Here is a 15,245-nt window from a genome sequence, read left to right as displayed (position 1 = left end):
ACCGCGGCTACTTGTTGGCCGCGGTCTTCTTCTCCGCGTAATAGGCATAGGCGAAGCCTCCGTTGTCGGAACCGGTCACATCGGCGTTGAAGCTGATGGGGCCGGGACCGGAACGAGGGGCGGACACCTGCACGCTTTGCTGGAAGATCGACCCGTCACAAGTGCTGGTATGCCTCACCGAAGGAACATACCTACCGTTGACGGTGAAGTTGATGACGGCCTTGCCCTTCCCCGTGCAGGTAAAGGCGAATGTCACGCTCAGAACGTTTTCAGGTACCGCGGGCACGGTGTTTCCGAGCTGTGGCTGCAGGCGGCCATATCCGCTGCCGAGGGCCTCTCTGCCACTGAACGCCTGATCCAGAATCGTCTTTGCGTCCTTGCCGTCCGAAGCCGGGGCGGTGGAAGACGGGCTCGTACGGGGCTCAGGTGCCGATGAGGCGGTCGGCTCACTGGAATCGCAGGCGCCGGTCAGCGCCACCGCGGCCACGAGGCACAGCAGGGCCGCTTTCCGTCGCAACCCACTTCCCGTCACGATTTCTGCCGCCCGATCGACATGTCGCCCTTGCGCGGGGCCTTCACGACAATGGTCTTGGTCTTGACGTCACAGGGAGCCACGACCCACGTCTTCACCGAGGTGAGCTTCCAGCCCACCTGCCCGAGGACGGACCGTCGGCTGGTGCCGGAGTCGGGACCGGCCCCGCTACTTGACCACCGCTACTTTCGTTCCCGCCGAAGCGAACGTCCACAGCGCCGCCCCGTCCGCCACCCGCATCCGGATGCCGCCCGTCTGCCCGCCCGACGCAGGCGGCGGCGAAGCGCCGTCCACCGCGTTGGAAAAGGCGACGTTGACGCCGGATCTGACCGAGAAGTACACGATGTGTTCGATCTTCACGCCGTCGGAGCCGGTGATGGCGCCCCGGGTGCGGGCGCCGACCGTGTACGTGCCCGGGGCCGGGCTCACCGTCCCCGGCCACACCGCGAACGTACGGCGGGCCGCGTCGCTCGCGTCGACCAGCCACACCGTCTTCTTCCCCAGGGAGTAGACGACGCGCCGCCCGGTCCCGGAGCCGGCCGGCACCGCTGCCGGTGCCGTGGACCTGGTGGGCGTGGGATGCGCGCCCGCCGACGCCGACGCGCTCGGCCGGGCGGCGACCGCGTGGGGCTTCTGCCCCTTGTCGGCCTGTACGGCCAGGACGACGACAGCGGCGATCGCTCCCACCGTCAGACCGGTCACCCAGACCTTCGGGGCTGGCACGGCACGCATCTCCTCAGCTCCACATCCCCATGTCCTCATGGAACAGGGGTCGGATCATCGTACTCAGTCCAGGACCGGCAGAAGTTCCGGCAAGTGCCCGTCGGACACCGCCGCCGACCGCTGCCGTTCCTCCGGGACCTCCCCGTACAGCGTCGTCCGCGGCTTCGCCGGGCGGCCGGCCGCGTCCGCCACCGCGATCAGGTCCTTGACCGACTTGTACGAGCCGTAGGAGGAGCCCGCCATGCGGGAGATCGTCTCCTCCATCAGCGTCCCGCCCAGGTCGTTGGCGCCGGAGCGGAGCATCTCGGCCGCGCCCTCCGTGCCCAGCTTCACCCAGCTGGTCTGGATGTTGGGGATGTGGGGGTGGAGGAGGAGGCGGGCCATCGCGGTCACCGCGCGGTTGTCCCTCGTCGTCGGGCCGGGGCGGGCGATGCCCGCCAGGTACACGGGCGCGTTGGTGTGGATGAAGGGGAGCGTCACGAACTCCGTGAAGCCGCCCGTCTGTTGCTGGACGCGGGACAGGGTCCGCAGGTGGCCGAGCCAGTGGCGCGGCTGGTCCACATGGCCGTACATCATCGTCGACGACGACCGGATGCCCAGCTCGTGCGCGGTCGTGACGACCTCGATCCAGGTCGCCGTCGGCAGCTTGCCCTTGGTCAGGACCCAGCGGACCTCGTCGTCGAGGATCTCGGCGGCCGTGCCGGGGATGGTGTCCAGGCCCGCCTCCTTGGCCGCACTCAGCCACTCCCGGATGGACATCCCGGTCCGCGTCGCGCCGTTCACGACCTCCATGGGCGAGAAGGCGTGGACATGCATCCCGGGGACGCGGGACTTCACCGCCTTCGCGATGTCGAAGTACGCCGTACCCGGCAGGTCGGGGTGGATGCCGCCCTGCATGCAGACCTCCACCGCGCCCAGGTCCCAGGCCTGCTGGGCCCGGTCCGCGACCTGCTCCAGGGAGAGGGTGTAGGCGTCCGCGTCCGTCCTGCGCTGTGCGAACGCGCAGAAGCGGCAGCCGGTGTAGCAGACGTTGGTGAAGTTGATGTTGCGGGTGACGATGTAGGTCACGTCGTCGCCGACGGCCGACTTCCGTACGTCGTCCGCGATGCGCGTGAGCGCGTCGAGTGCGGGGCCGTCGGCGTGCAGGAGGGCCAGGGCCTCCGTGTCCGTGAGGCGGGTCGGGTCGTCGGCCGCCGTCGCCAGCGCCGCCCTCACGTCCGTGTCGATGCGTTCCGGCAGCATCCCGGGGGCGGCGGCCTCGCGCAGGGCGGCCCAGTCGCCGTACACCTCGTCGAAGTCTTCGCGGCGGTCGGACGTACGGCCCTCGGTGTCGATCGAGGAGTGCAGATCCGTACGGCCGGAGGCGACGAACGCCTCCTCCGGTTCCTGCCACGCGATCCCCTCCACCAGCGCCTCGGACCGCGCGAGGCCCGTCTCCGGGTCGGCCAGGGCGCGCACGTGCGGGCGCAGCCGCGGGTCCAGCCAGGGCTCGCCGCGCTGGACGAACTCCGGGTAGACGCAGAGGCGTTCACGCAGCTCGAAACCGGCGGCGCGGGAGCGCTCGGTGAGTTCCTCGATCTGCGGCCAGGGGCGTTCCGGGTTCACGTGGTCGATCGTCAGGGGGGACACTCCGCCCCAGTCGTCGATGCCGGCACCGATCAGCCGCTCGTACTCGGAGTCGACGAGGTTGGGCGGGGCCTGGAGGTTGGCACTCGGGCCCATGATGTGGCGGGCGACGGCCACCGTCGCGACCAGTTCGTCCAGTTCCGCGTCCGGCATGCCGCGCATCGCGGTGTCCGGCTTGGCGCGGAAGTTCTGAATGATCAGTTCCTGGATGCCGTGGTAGGCGCGGGAGATCTTACGGAGCGCGAAAAGGGACTCCGCGCGCTCCTCGTACGTCTCTCCGATGCCGATCAGGAGGCCGGACGTGAAGGGGACCGAGGAGCGGCCCGCGTCCTCCAGCACCCGCAGGCGCACGGCGGGTTCCTTGTCCGGGGAGCCGTGATGCGGGCCGCCTGGTTCGGACCACAGCCGGGTGGCGGTCGTCTCCAGCATCATGCCCATGGAGGGGGCGACGGGCTTGAGCCGCTGGAAGTCCGTCCAGGACATCACGCCGGGGTTGAGGTGGGGCAGCAGGCCCGTCTCCTCCAGGATGCGGATGGAGATGGCGCGGACGTAGGCGATGGTGTCGTCGTAGCCGTGCGCGTCGAGCCATTCGCGCGCCTCGGGCCAGCGGTCCTCGGGCTTGTCGCCCAGCGTGATCAGGGCTTCCTTGCAGCCGAGGGCCGCGCCCTTGCGGGCGATGTCGAGGACCTCTTCCGGGGACATGAACATCCCGTGGCCGGCGCGGCGGAGTTTGCCGGGGACGGTGACGAAGGTGCAGTAGTGGCACTTGTCCCGGCACAGCCGGGTGACGGGGATGAAGACGCTCTTCGAGTACGTGATGACGCCGGGGCGGCCGGCCGCGTCGAGGCCTGCGTCGCGGACGCGGGCGGCGGAGGCGGCTAGGTCGGTGAGGGCCCCGCCGCGGGCCTGGAGCAGGACGGCGGCCTCGGTGACGTCCAGGGCGACGCCGTCGCGGGCACGTTTGAGGGCGCGACGCATGGAGTTGTCGGTGGGGCCGGTTCCGGTCGCGGATGTCGTCATTCCTTGAGCATACGTTCGAGGTTCGCCGGCCCGGAGACGGTCTGGGGGCGGTTCGGTGCGTCGCCGGGTGCCGGTTCGTCGTGGCTGGTCGCGCAGTTTCCCGCGCCCCTGAAAGGGTCGGCTGTCCTACCCCGGGTTCACAGGTACTGAGCGTAGTCGTCCAGCACCCGCAGCACCTCCGCCTCCCCCGCCGGCGGCAGCTGCACCACGACCTCCTCGATGCCCAGCTCCGCGTAGTGCGCGAGCTTGCCGGGGCTGGGGAAGACCGCGTACGGGACCACCTGGAGGGCCGACGGGTCGCGGCCCGCGGCCGCCCAGGCCGACCGCAGCACCGGCAGTGACTCCGTCAGCCCGCGGCCGCCGATCGGCAGCCAGCCGTCTGCGTACTCGCAGATGTGCGCGAAGAGCTTGGGCCCGGCGGCTCCGCCGACGAGGGTGCGCGGCCCGACCACCGGTCCGCGCGGCTTCTGCACCGGCTTGGGGTGGGCATGCGAAGCCCGCACGCTCCCGAACTCCCCCTCGTACGCTGCGGTTTCGTCACTCCACAGCGCACGCATCAGCGCCATCCGGTCCCGCACCAGCTCCCGCCGGGTGCGCCACTCGACTCCGTGGTCGGCGGCTTCCTCGACGTTCCAGCCGAAGCCGAGGCCGAGGGTGAAGCGGCCGCCGGAGAGGTGGTCGAGCGTCGCGATCTGCTTGGCGAGGTCGATCGGGTCGTGCTGCGCGATCAGCGTGATACCGGTGCCGAGGCCGAGCCGCTCGGTGACCGCGGCCGCCTGGCCGAGCGCGACGAAGGGGTCGAGGGTGCGGCCGTACTCGGGCGGCAGCTCACCGCCCGCCGGGTACGGCGTCACACGCTCCACCGGAATGTGCGTGTGCTCGGGCAGATACAGGCCGGCGAACCCGCGCTGCTCCAGCTCACGGGCGAGCCGGACGGGGGCGATGGTCTCGTCGGTGAGGAAGATCGTCACGGCGATTCGCATGGGTCATCTGTACCGGGCGCGGCCCCATATGTCGATACCGACCGGTCGGTCGATGCCTGTGACGTTCACAGGCGCCGTGCGGGCATGGCATCGCATGCCCGGTCGGCCTACGTTGGATGTGTGACGACGATCCGCGGCACTCTGCCTCCGGGCTCCCCGGACTATGTGTACCTCCCCGTCGAAGTCCCTTCCGGCGTAAGCGAGTTGAAGGTCTCCTACGCCTATGACCGCCCCTCCGTCCCACCCGGCGTCCCCGGCAACGCGCTCGACATCGGCCTCTTCGACGAGCGCGGGACCGGGCTGGGCGGGGAGGGGTTCCGGGGGTGGTCGGGCGGGGCGCGTACGGAGTTCTTCGTACGGGCGGACGACGCGACGCCCGGATACCTCGCCGGTCCGATCCGCCCCGGCACCTGGAACGTCGTGCTGGGCCCGTACACGGTGGCCCCGCAGGGGCTGTCGTACGAGCTCACGGTCACGTTCACGCACGGGGCGCCGGGCGAGACGCCGGAGCCGGTGTATCCGCCGACGCGGGCGAAGGGCCGGGGCCGCGCCTGGTACCGCGGCGACTGCCACCTGCACTCCTGGTACTCCGACGGCCGACGCACGCCGGCCGAGATCGCCGCCCTCGCGCGGGCGGCCGGCCTGGACTTCATCAACTCCTCGGACCACAACACCCACTCCTCGCACCCGCATTGGGCGTCGGAGGCGGGCGAGGACCTGCTGATCATGCTCGGTGAGGAGGTGACGACGAGGAACGGCCACGTCCTCGCCCTCGGCACCGAGCCCGGCACCTTCGTCGACTGGCGCTACCGGGCCCGCGACCACCGCTTCGGCCGCTTCGCCGACCAGATCCACCGCACCGGCGGCCTGGTCGTCCCCGCCCACCCGCACGCCACCTGTGTCGGCTGCGGCTGGAAGTTCGGCTTCGGGCAGGCGGACGCGGTCGAAGTGTGGAACGGGCCGTGGACGCCGGACGACGAGGTGACACTGGCGGAATGGGACAACCAGCTGGTCACGTCCGTACGGGAAAGGCGGGAGGGGCGTGAAGGGCAGGAGGGGCAGGAGGGGCGTGATTGGCTCCCGGCCATGGGCAACAGCGACGCACACCGCGATCCGGACACGGTGGGACTGCCGCAGACGGTCGTCCTCGCCGACGGCCTCACCCGGGAGGCGATCCAGGAGGGCATCCGGGCGGGGCGGTCGTACGTCGCCGAGTCCAAGAACGTGTCCGTGTCCTTCACGGCGTCCTCCACCGCGGCCGGGGACGAGGGCCGGCATGCGGGGCCGGGCGAGCGGCTGGAGGTCGACGCCGACACCCCCGTCACCGTCCGCGTGGAGGTCTCGGGCGCCCCGCGCTGCACGATCCGCATCGTCACCGACCAGGGCGTCCTGTTCACGACCGAGCCACTGCCGGTGACGGGTTCCGGCACCGCTGAGTGGCATACGACGGCCTCGTACGCGGCCTATGTGCGGGCGGAGGTGCGGCACGAAGCGGCGGTGGGGCCGGTGCCGGGGGTGATGGCCGCCTTCACCAACCCGGTCTTCCTCGGGGCGCCGTAGCGGTGCGGGCTGGTTCTCTCGGCTTTCCCTCGGCGCGTTCTTCAGGGCGTGGGTGCGGTGAGATACCGCTGGACCGTGGGGCCGAGCCAGTCCACGATCTCCTCGCGGTCGAGCGCCACGCTCGCCGGGAACCGCAGCACGTAGCGCGTCAGCGCGAGCCCCAGCACGGTCGAGGCGCACAGTGCCGCTCGCGCCGGTGCCTGCTCCGGCTCGGGGCCCACCCGGCGGGCCAGCGGGATCAACTGCTCGCGCAGCACGCTCTGCATGCGATCGGCGGCGGCCGGGTCGGTCGCGCCGACCCGCATCAGCGCGGTGAGCTCCCCGTTCTCCTCCCACAGGGTGAGGAAGTGGCGCACCAGCGTACGGCCGATCTCCTCGCTCGGTTCGAGGGGCAGGCCGGGCAGCCCGGGGTCGATCGCGACGGCCGCCGCGAACAGGCCCGCCTTGTTGCCGTAGTAGCGCATCACCATCGACGGGTCGATCTTCGCGTCGCGCGCGATGGCCCGGATGGTCGCCTTCTCGTAGCCGTCCGCCGCGAACCGCTCGCGGGCCGCGGCGAGGATCGTGGCACGGGTGGCGTCGGAACGCCGTGCGGCCTGCTGGTTCTCGGTGGTGCCGGTCATGCCGGCAAACATAGGCCAACGCGTGTTGACAGTCCAGAACTGCGGGTCCACGTCTGCCGACGAGGGTTGACCGACAGCGTTGGCGAACTCCCGGCCGATGCGTCCAGGGGTCACCCCGGGCAGGGCCCCACCGTCTCCGGTCGAGGAGGCGTGGGAGACATTGAAGGGCACCATCGCCGCAGCCGAACAAGGAGTCCCGACACCATGCCCCGCCCCGCGCACTCGGAGACCAAGTACCGCTTCGCCACCGCGTTCCAGCGCCGCCTCAACCCCGTCATGCGCCGCCTGCCGCTCCAGACCCTGCTGGAGACCACGGGCCGCACCTCGGGCCTGCCCCGCCGCACCCCGCTCGGCGGGCGCCGGGTCGGCGACTCCTTCTGGCTGGTCTCGGAGTTCGGGGAGCGTTCGCAGTACGTTCGCAACATCCAGGCCGACCCGCGGGTACGGGTCCGGCTGCGGGGCCGCTGGCACACCGGCACGGCGCACCTGCTCCCCGACGACGACCCGATCGCCCGCCTGCGCGCACTGCGTTCACCGAACAGCGTGGCGGTGCGGGTGATCGGGGCGGGGTTGCTCACGGTGCGGGTCGATCTGGAGGACTGAGGCCAGATACGGTTTCGGGTCGCCGCGTACCGGCCGGGCTCACCCCGGCCACACGATCGCCTGCACCTCGCCGTACGCATGCAGCGCGTACGACCCCACGTCCCGCCCCACCCCGCTCTTCTTGAACCCGCCGAACGGCGCCTCCATGTTGCGGCCCACGGTGTTGACGCCGACCCCGCCCGCCCTCAGCTGCCGTGCCACGCGGAAGGCCCTCGCCACGTCTCCCGACCAGACGTAGTCGATGAGGCCGTAGTCGGTGTCGTTGGCGAGGGCGATCCCTTCTTCCTCCTCCTCGAAGGGGATGACGGTCACGACCGGGCCGAAGATCTCCTCGCGGGCCACGCGCATGTCGTTGGTGCAGTCGGCGAGGAGGGTCGGAAGGACGTAGAAGCCCCGGTCGAGGGAGGTCGGGCGTTCACCGCCCGTGACCACCACCGCGCCCTCCTTGCGGCCCAGTTCGACGTACGACTCCACCCGGTCCCGATGGGCGGCCGAGATCACCGGGCCGACCACGGTGTCCGGCTCCCTCGGGTCCCCGGTCCTCAACCTGCCCGCATACGCCGCCAGTTGCTCCACGACGCGGTCGTACACACCCCGCTGCGCCAGCACCCGTGTCGGTGCCGTGCAGATCTGTCCGCTGTAGAAGGAGAACGTGGTGCCGATCCCCGCCACCGCCGAGCCGAGGTCCGCGTCGTCGAGGACGACCGCGGCGCCCTTCCCGCCCAGCTCCAGGAGCTGCCGCTTCATGGACCGCCCGCACACCTCGCCGATCCGCTGCCCGACCGCCGTCGACCCGGTGAAGCTCACCATGTCGACGTCGGGGGACGCGACGGCGGCCTCACCGACCTCCACCGCCCGCCCGGAGACCACGTTCACCACACCCGCCGGGACTCCCGCCGCCTCCAGCGCCTCCGCCATCCGGTAGACGGAGAGGGGGTCCTGGGGGGCCGGTTTCACCACCACCGTGTTTCCCATGGCGAGGGCGGGGGCGATCTTGCCGGCCGGGTTGGCCCACGGGTTGTTGTACGAGGTGATGCAGGTGACGACGCCGACCGGCTGGCGGACGGCCACGGCGCCCATCACGCCCGCTCTCCCCATCGGGCCCGCCTCGTTGATCTGCGGCGGGATCGCCCACTCGGCGGGCTCCACGCGCGCGTACCGCCGGAAGCGGGCCACGCCCACGCCGACCTGCATGGCCCGCGCCGTCCCCGTCGTCGCACCGGTCTCCGCCTGCGCCAGTTCGGCGTACGGCCCGAACCGGCTCGCGATGATGTCCGCCGCGCGGCCGAGCACCGCCGCCCTTTCCTCGGGCGGGGTCCTCGACCACGGCCCGAAGGCCTCGCGGGCCGCGGCACAGGCCGCGTGCACCTGATCCCGCGAGGCCTCCGGAGCCCACCCGACGGTCTCCTCGGTCGCCGGGTCGACGACCTCGTAGTGGCCGCCGTCCGGCTCGACCCACCGGCCGCCGACGAACAGCCGCTGCCCGTCCGCCACTTGAGTCACCTGGTGCTCACCGTCCGGGTGTCCCGCCCCGACCGCAGCACTCTCCCCGGTACGGCGCCGCTCACCACGTCGTCCCGGATCGCCTCGACCCCGTTGACCCACACGGCCCGTACCCCGATCGCCCTGGCGTCCAGCCGCGGACTGTCACCCGGCAGGTCGTGCACCAGGGTGGCCGTGCCCGCGTCGATCCGCTCCGGGTCGAAGAGGACCAGATCCGCATGGAACCCCTCCTCCACCCGGCCCCGTTCACGCAGCCCGAAGAGCCGGGCCGGGTCGTCGGTCAGCATCTTCACCGCCTGCTCCAGACCGACCAGCTTCCGCCGCCGCAGACAGTCGCCCAGGAAACGGGTGGTGTACGGGGCTCCGCACATGCGGTCCAGGTGCGCGCCGGCGTCGGACCCGCCGAGCAGTACGTCCTCGTGCTGCCAGGTCTCGGCGCGCAGCGCCCAGGACGCGGGGTCGTTGTCGGTGGGCATGGGCCAAAGGACCGTACGCAGCTCGTCGGCCGCGCAGATCTCGACCAGGCACTGGAACGGCTCCTGCCCCCGCTCCGCCGCGATCTCCTCGACGACCCTTCCCGTCAGCCCCTGGTTCGCCTCGCTGTACGTGTCCCCTATGACGTACCGTCCGAAGTTCGTGAGCCGCCGGAAGACGCCGGCCTCCTTCGACGTGGCGCGCTCCAGCAGCTCCGCGCGTACGTCCGGGTCGCGCAGCTTCGCGATCCGCTCCGGGACCGGGAGCCCGAGGACCGGACCCCACCCCGGTATCAGGTTCAGCGCGCAGAAGGTGCCCAGCGACATGTTCATCGGCGTCAGGATCGGCATGGTCAGCGCGACCACCCGGCCCCCGGCCTTCCGCGCCTGTTCGCTCGCGTACAGCTGCCGGGGCACGCGTTCCGGTACGGAGGCGTCGATGGTGAGGACGTTCCAGTTCAGGGGGCGTCCCGCGACCGCGCTCATCTCCGCGAACAGCTCGATCTCCGCGTCACTGAACTGGTCGAGGCAGCCGGCGACGATCGCCTCGATCTGGGTGCCCTCGTGCTCGCCGACGGCGCGCGCGAGCGCCAGCAGCTCGGCGGGCCGCGCATGCCGGGAGGCCACCGGCTTCCCGTCCCCGTCCGAGTGCGTGGACGACTGGGTGGTGGAAAAGCCCCAGGCCCCGGCGTCCATGGCTGCGTGCAGCAACCGAACGATCTCCGCCAGCTGCTCCTCACTCGGCTGCCCGCCGACCGCGTCCGGCCCCATCACATACCGGCGCAGGGCACAGTGCCCGACCATGAACCCCGCGTTGACCGCGATACGCCCCTCAAGGGCGTCCAGGTAGTCGCCGAAGGTATGCCAGCTCCAGGGCGCCCCCTCCTCCAGCGCGACCAGCGACATGCCCTCGACCTTGGACATCATGCGGCGCGTGTAGTCCGCGTCACCGGGCCGCGCGGGGTTGAGGGGCGCAAGCGTGAAGCCACAGTTTCCGGCGGCGACGGTGGTCACCCCGTGGTTCAAGGACGGCGTGGCATACGGATCCCAGAACAACTGGGCGTCGTAGTGCGTATGCGGGTCGACGAACCCCGGGGCGAGAACCAACCCGGAGGCGTCCTCGCTGGTCCGGGCTTCTTCGGTGACGATGCCGATGCCGGCGATACGCCCGTCGCGGATCCCGACGTCGGCGGTGAAGGCAGGTGCACCGGTCCCGTCGACAACGGTCGCACCCTTGATGAGGTGGTCAAGCATGGGGCTCCCTTTTCAACTGCGGAAAGATCTCCCTGCCCAGGGGCGCGGGGCTGTATCGATGTGCGGCTCCGCCGCGTGGGCGCGACCAGCCACACACGACCCCGCACCCGCCAAGGGCGATTACGTGGCAGCCCGGAACCGCGAAGTCCGGTGCACGGGATCGGTGTCGATCTTCGGAATCACGTGCTCCCCGATCAGCCGGATCGTCTGCAACGTCTCCTCCTTCGGCACCCCCACCGGCAGCCCGAAGCTCAGCTGATCCGCCCCCGCCTGCTCCCACCGCTTGCACTGCGTGAGCACCTCGTCCGGATCACCGCAGATCAGCAACTCCTCCTCGATCAACAGCTCCACGAACTCCGGGGTGTACTCCGGCAGTGTCTCGGGCCACACCGGGAAGCCCTCGGGCCGCGGGAAGGTGTCGTGGTACCGGAAGACCAGCGAGGGCAGATAGTGCAGGCCGCCGTGCACGGCGATGTCGATCGCCTCCGCGTGCGTCGGCGCACAGATGGCCGTCGTCGTCACCATCACGTTGTCGTTGACGAAGTCCCCGACCGGCTCGGCGTTCACCACCGCCGTCTTGTACTGCTCCAGCACCCACTCCATGTCGGACACCTTCTGGATGCTGAACCCGAGCACCCCGAGCCCCTTGCGGGCGGCCATGGCGTACGAGGGCGGCGAACCGGCGGCGTACCACATCGCGGGGTGCGACTTCCCGTACGGCTTCGGGAGCACCTTCCTCGGCGGCAGCTGCCAGTGCTTGCCCTGGAAGCCGACGTACTCGTCCTGGAGCCACATCTTCGGGAACTCGGCGATCGTCTCCTCCCAGATCTCCTTGGTGTAGTTCATGTCGGTCACACCCGGTATGAACCCGAGGATCTCGTGCGAACCGGCGCCCCGCCCGCTGCCGAACTCGAAGCGGTTTCCGGTGAGATGGTCGAGCATGGCGACCTTCTCGGCGACCTTCACCGGGTGGTTGACCTGGGCCAGCGGGTTGAAGATGCCGGACCCCAGATGGATCCGTTCCGTCGCGTGCGCCAGGTATCCCAGGAACACGTCGTTCGCGGAGAGGTGCGAGTACTCCTCCAGGAAGTGGTGCTCGGAGGCCCAGGCGTACTTGAAGCCCGACTGGTCCGCCTGGATGACGTACTCGGTCTCCTCCATCAGTGCCTTGTGCTCGGCGAGCGGGTCGGTCTCGGCGCGCTTGCCCACGTATCCCTGTACAAAGAGCCCGAATTCCAAGGAGGTTCACCGTCCCCGGTTCTGAATGTTTCTGACGCACCGTCAGTTTCGGATGACTGTTGCACCACCCTCATGGAGGGTCAATAGCTGATGGGCAGTCAGATGCCCTCTGGGTTCAGAAGACGCTGACCCCCGCCAGCCAGCCCCCGTCGATCACGAACGGCTGCCCGGTGATGTACGAGGAGTCGTCGGAGGTCAGGAACAGCGCGAGCCGCGCCACCTCCTGCGGCCTCCCGATCCGGCCGAGGGGCACGAGCTTGCGGTACAGCTCGTCCAGGGCCCGGCCCGTCTCCTCCGCGTCCGCCGCCGGGTCCAGCTGGGCCGGGTTGGACATGGCGGTGTCGATGGCACCGGGGCACATCGCGTTGACGCGGATGCGCCGGTCGGCGAGTTCCAGGGCGGCGACCCGGGTGAGGCCGAGGATCGCGTGCTTGGTGGCGGCGTACGTGCCGACGGCCGCCATGCCGGTCACGGCCGTGTACGAGGCGGTGTTGACGATCGTGCCGCCGTCCTCCATCACCGGCGCGACGGTCTTGATGCCGAGGAAGCAGCCGACCTGGTTGACCTGTACGACCTGCATGAACTCGTCGAGGGGTGTGTCCAGGAGGGAGTTGAAGCGCAGGATGCCGGCGTTGTTGACCAGACCGTCTATCCGGCCCAGCGAGTTCTTCACGGCGCTCACCGCCGACCGCCACTGGTCCTCCTGGCTCACGTCCAGGTGGACGTAGCGCGCGCCCAGCTCCTTCGCGAGGGCGCCGCCCTGGTCGTCGAGGACGTCGGCGATCACGACCTCGGCCCCCTCCGCTCTGAACAGGCGGGCCTCCTGCTCCCCCTGTCCGCGCGCCGCCCCGGTGACGATCACGACGCGTCCGTCCAGCTTGCCCATGCCGTAGCTCCTCAGAGAGTGGGCGCCACTTCGGCGCCGAAGGCCGCCATCTGGTCGGTGAGTTCGGTGCGGCCGCGGCTGCGGAACCGCACCTGGATCTGGTGCACGCCCATCGCGGAGTACGCGCGCAGGGACTCGGCGAGCGCGTCCGGGGGGCCGGTGAGGGTGCGGCGGCCGACGTCCCAGGCGGGCGTACCGAGGTACAGGGGCTCGGTGATGGCGCCGATCGTGAAGGGTGCGTCGATGCCCGCCTCTTCGCGCAGCCGCCGTATCCGCTCGATCTGCGCGGGCAGCCGGTCCCGCGGGTCGCCCTGCGGCAGCCAGCCGTCTCCCTTGAGGGCGGCCCGGCGCACGGCGGCCGGGGACGATCCGCCGACCCACACCGGCACGCGCTCCTGGGCCGGCCTCGGCCGCTGTCCCAGCCCCTCGAAGGCGTAGAGCTTGCCGTGGTGTTCGGGGAACTCGTCCGGGCCGAGGGCGGCGCGCAGGGCGTCGATCGACTCGTCGAGCACGGCCCCGCGCCGGTCGAAGTCGACGCCCAGCACCTCGAACTCCTCCCGTACGTGCCCGGCGCCGACGCCCAGGATCAGGCGGCCGCCCGCCAGGTGGTCGAGGGTGGCGTACTGCTTGGCCGTCAGCAGCGGGTGCCGCAGCCCCACGACGGCGACATGGCTGAGCAGCCGCACCCGTTCGGTCACCCCCGCCAGGAAGCCCAGGGTGGCGACGGGGTCGTACCAGACCGTGCTCATGGCGGGGGCCAGCCGGCGCGGGATCGCGACGTGGTCGCAGCTCGCGAGATAGCCGAAGCCGGCCCGGTCGGCGCTGCGGGCGATCTCCACCAGGTCCTCGGGGCCGGCACCGGCCTCCCAGCCCTCGGCGTAGATCGTGCTCTGGGACTGGACGGGCAGCTGCATCCCGTACGTCGGGGCACTCACCGCCAGAGTCCCTCAGGGGTGAGCCCCAGCAGCTCGATGGCGTTCCCGCGCACGATCCGCTCCACCGCCTCCGGGGCCAGGTGGCCCATCTGCGCCTCGCCGACCTGCCTCGACTTCGGCCAGGTGGAGTCGGAGTGGGGGTAGTCGGTCTCGTAGAGGACGTTCCCGACGCCGATCGCGTCGAGGTTCCTCAGCCCGAAGGCGTCGTCGAAGAAGCAGCCGTAGACGTGCTCGGCGAAGAGTTCGGACGGCGGGCGGTGGACCTTGTCGGCGACTCCGCCCCAGCCGCGGTTCTCCTCCCAGACGACGTCGGCGCGTTCGAGGATGTACGGGATCCAGCCGATCTGGCCCTCCGCATACATGATCCTGAGGTTGGGGAAGCGTTCGAACTTGCCGCTCATCAGCCAGTCCACCATCGAGAAGCAGCAGTTGGCGAAGGTGATGGTGGAACCCACGGCGGGCGGGGCGTCCTTGGACGTCGAAGGCATACGGCTGCTGGAGCCGATGTGCATGGCGATGACCGTGCCGGTCTCGGCACACGCGGCGAGGAAGGGGTCCCAGTCGTCGGAGTGGACGGAGGGGAGGCCCAGGTGCGGGGGTATCTCGGAGAAGGCGACGGCGCGGACTCCGCGGGCGGCGTTGCGCCGGACCTCCGCCGCCGCCAGCTCGGCGTCCCAGAGGGGGATGAGCGTGAGGGGTATGAGCCGGCCCTGGGCCTGCGGCCCGCACCACTCCTCCACCATCCAGTCGTTGTAGGCCTGGACGCAGAGCAGGCCCAGTTCGTGGTCTGCGGCCTCGGTGAAGGTCTGGCCGCAGAAGCGCGGGAAGCTCGGGAAGCAGACGGAGGACTGGACGTGGTTGACGTCCATGTCGGCGAGGCGCTGCGGGACGTCGTACGAGCCCGGTCGCATCTGCTCGTAGGTGATGACCTCCAGTTTGATCTCGTCCCTGCTGTAGCCGACGGCGGTGTCCAGGCGGGTGAGGGGCCGCTGGAGGCCCTCGTACAGCCACCAGTCGCCGAGCGGGCCGTCGTCGCCGGGGGCGCCCATCACGGGACGGAAGCGGCCGCCGAGGAAGGAGATCTCCTTCAGCGGGGCGCGGACTATGCGGGGGCCGGTGTCGAGGTACTTCTTCGGCAGGCGGCTCTGCCAGACGTCGGCGGGCTCCACGGTGTGGTCGTCGACGGAGATGATCAGCGGGAAGTCCGGGATGTCCTTCGTGGTCTCCATGGCGGTCACGGTAGCGCTGATCTGACGGGTCGTCAGCTATACGGTTGCGGGTGCTT

Annotated in this window: 13 protein-coding genes; 2 read left to right on the top strand and 11 right to left on the bottom strand. The window is 70.6% G+C overall.

Features of this window, described 5'->3' with window-relative positions; genetic code table 11:
- Positions 1–7: 7 nt before the first annotated feature.
- The 4 genes from LJ657_RS44670 to LJ657_RS44655 all read right to left on the bottom strand — a co-directional run bounded on the left by LJ657_RS44670 (position 8) and on the right by LJ657_RS44655 (position 4,884).
- Entirely contained in the window at positions 8–487 is a 480-nt protein-coding gene (locus LJ657_RS44670) for a hypothetical protein (RefSeq protein WP_232655458.1), read from the bottom strand.
- 213 nt (positions 488–700) lie between these two features.
- Positions 701–1,264 carry a hypothetical protein gene (locus LJ657_RS44665; RefSeq protein WP_232655457.1) on the bottom strand — a complete coding sequence of 188 codons (564 nt, stop codon included), beginning with the start codon at positions 1,262–1,264 and terminating at the stop codon, positions 701–703.
- A gap of 54 nt (positions 1,265–1,318) precedes the next feature.
- On the bottom strand, positions 1,319–3,901 hold the full coding sequence (locus LJ657_RS44660; RefSeq protein WP_232655456.1) for a bifunctional FO biosynthesis protein CofGH: 2,583 nt from the start codon (positions 3,899–3,901) through the stop codon (positions 1,319–1,321).
- A 137-nt stretch (positions 3,902–4,038) separates the two neighbouring features.
- A complete protein-coding gene (locus tag LJ657_RS44655; protein ID WP_232655455.1) occupies positions 4,039–4,884 on the bottom strand; it encodes an LLM class F420-dependent oxidoreductase in 846 nt (281 codons plus the stop codon).
- An 84-nt stretch (positions 4,885–4,968) separates the two neighbouring features.
- On the opposite strand from LJ657_RS44655, the gene LJ657_RS44650 reads away from it, so the two are divergent.
- A complete protein-coding gene (locus LJ657_RS44650; protein WP_232655454.1) occupies positions 4,969–6,444 on the top strand; it encodes a CehA/McbA family metallohydrolase in 1,476 nt (491 codons plus the stop codon).
- Positions 6,445–6,485: 41 nt separating this feature from the next.
- Here LJ657_RS44650 and LJ657_RS44645 read toward each other — a convergent pair whose 3' ends face one another.
- On the bottom strand, positions 6,486–7,067 hold the full coding sequence (locus tag LJ657_RS44645) for a TetR/AcrR family transcriptional regulator (RefSeq protein ID WP_232655453.1): 582 nt from the start codon (positions 7,065–7,067) through the stop codon (positions 6,486–6,488).
- 204 nt (positions 7,068–7,271) lie between these two features.
- Here LJ657_RS44645 and LJ657_RS44640 point away from each other — a divergent pair, with 204 nt between their 5' ends.
- On the top strand, positions 7,272–7,670 hold the full coding sequence (locus LJ657_RS44640; RefSeq protein ID WP_232655452.1) for a nitroreductase/quinone reductase family protein: 399 nt from the start codon (positions 7,272–7,274) through the stop codon (positions 7,668–7,670).
- Between the two features lie 39 nt (positions 7,671–7,709).
- On the opposite strand, the gene LJ657_RS44635 is transcribed toward LJ657_RS44640, so the two are convergent.
- The 6 genes from LJ657_RS44635 to LJ657_RS44610 all read right to left on the bottom strand — a co-directional run bounded on the left by LJ657_RS44635 (position 7,710) and on the right by LJ657_RS44610 (position 15,189).
- A complete protein-coding gene (locus LJ657_RS44635) occupies positions 7,710–9,173 on the bottom strand; it encodes an aldehyde dehydrogenase family protein (protein ID WP_232655451.1) in 1,464 nt (487 codons plus the stop codon).
- The gene (locus LJ657_RS44630; protein WP_232655450.1) at positions 9,170–10,900 is read right to left on the bottom strand and encodes an N-acyl-D-amino-acid deacylase family protein; all 1,731 of its coding nucleotides are present in this window, start codon (positions 10,898–10,900) and stop codon (positions 9,170–9,172) included. The genes LJ657_RS44635 and LJ657_RS44630 overlap by 4 nt, the downstream gene beginning before the upstream one ends.
- Before the next feature lie 120 nt (positions 10,901–11,020).
- The gene (locus LJ657_RS44625) at positions 11,021–12,139 is read right to left on the bottom strand and encodes an LLM class flavin-dependent oxidoreductase (RefSeq protein WP_269787654.1); all 1,119 of its coding nucleotides are present in this window, start codon (positions 12,137–12,139) and stop codon (positions 11,021–11,023) included.
- 115 nt (positions 12,140–12,254) lie between these two features.
- Complete coding sequence (locus LJ657_RS44620; protein ID WP_232655448.1) at positions 12,255–13,025, bottom strand: SDR family NAD(P)-dependent oxidoreductase; 771 nt, start codon at positions 13,023–13,025, stop codon at positions 12,255–12,257.
- A gap of 11 nt (positions 13,026–13,036) precedes the next feature.
- A complete protein-coding gene (locus LJ657_RS44615) occupies positions 13,037–13,939 on the bottom strand; it encodes an LLM class F420-dependent oxidoreductase (protein WP_232655487.1) in 903 nt (300 codons plus the stop codon).
- Positions 13,940–13,956: 17 nt separating this feature from the next.
- On the bottom strand, positions 13,957–15,189 hold the full coding sequence (locus LJ657_RS44610) for an amidohydrolase family protein (protein ID WP_232655447.1): 1,233 nt from the start codon (positions 15,187–15,189) through the stop codon (positions 13,957–13,959).
- Positions 15,190–15,245 lie beyond the last annotated feature (56 nt).

Source organism: Streptomyces guryensis, from assembly GCF_021261325.1.
GTDB classification, from domain to species: domain Bacteria; phylum Actinomycetota; class Actinomycetes; order Streptomycetales; family Streptomycetaceae; genus Streptomyces; species Streptomyces guryensis.
Note: the sequence above shows the minus strand (reverse complement) of the source record. Positions and strands in the feature narration are given on the sequence as shown.

What these genes read in the sequence shown, in the direction of transcription:
- LJ657_RS44665 (WP_232655457.1), bottom strand. Translation starts at nt 1,264, where the DNA reads ATGCGTGCCGTGCCAGCCCCGAAGGTCTGGGTGACCGGTCTGACGGTG.
- LJ657_RS44645 (WP_232655453.1), bottom strand. Translation starts at nt 7,067, where the DNA reads ATGACCGGCACCACCGAGAACCAGCAGGCCGCACGGCGTTCCGACGCC.
- LJ657_RS44655 (WP_232655455.1), bottom strand. Translation starts at nt 4,884, where the DNA reads ATGCGAATCGCCGTGACGATCTTCCTCACCGACGAGACCATCGCCCCC.
- LJ657_RS44640 (WP_232655452.1), top strand. Translation starts at nt 7,272, where the DNA reads ATGCCCCGCCCCGCGCACTCGGAGACCAAGTACCGCTTCGCCACCGCG.
- LJ657_RS44650 (WP_232655454.1), top strand. Translation starts at nt 4,969, where the DNA reads ATGGCATCGCATGCCCGGTCGGCCTACGTTGGATGTGTGACGACGATC.
- LJ657_RS44615 (WP_232655487.1), bottom strand. Translation starts at nt 13,939, where the DNA reads ATGCAGCTGCCCGTCCAGTCCCAGAGCACGATCTACGCCGAGGGCTGG.
- LJ657_RS44610 (WP_232655447.1), bottom strand. Translation starts at nt 15,189, where the DNA reads ATGGAGACCACGAAGGACATCCCGGACTTCCCGCTGATCATCTCCGTC.
- LJ657_RS44620 (WP_232655448.1), bottom strand. Translation starts at nt 13,025, where the DNA reads ATGGGCAAGCTGGACGGACGCGTCGTGATCGTCACCGGGGCGGCGCGC.
- LJ657_RS44660 (WP_232655456.1), bottom strand. Translation starts at nt 3,901, where the DNA reads ATGACGACATCCGCGACCGGAACCGGCCCCACCGACAACTCCATGCGT.
- LJ657_RS44630 (WP_232655450.1), bottom strand. Translation starts at nt 10,900, where the DNA reads ATGCTTGACCACCTCATCAAGGGTGCGACCGTTGTCGACGGGACCGGT.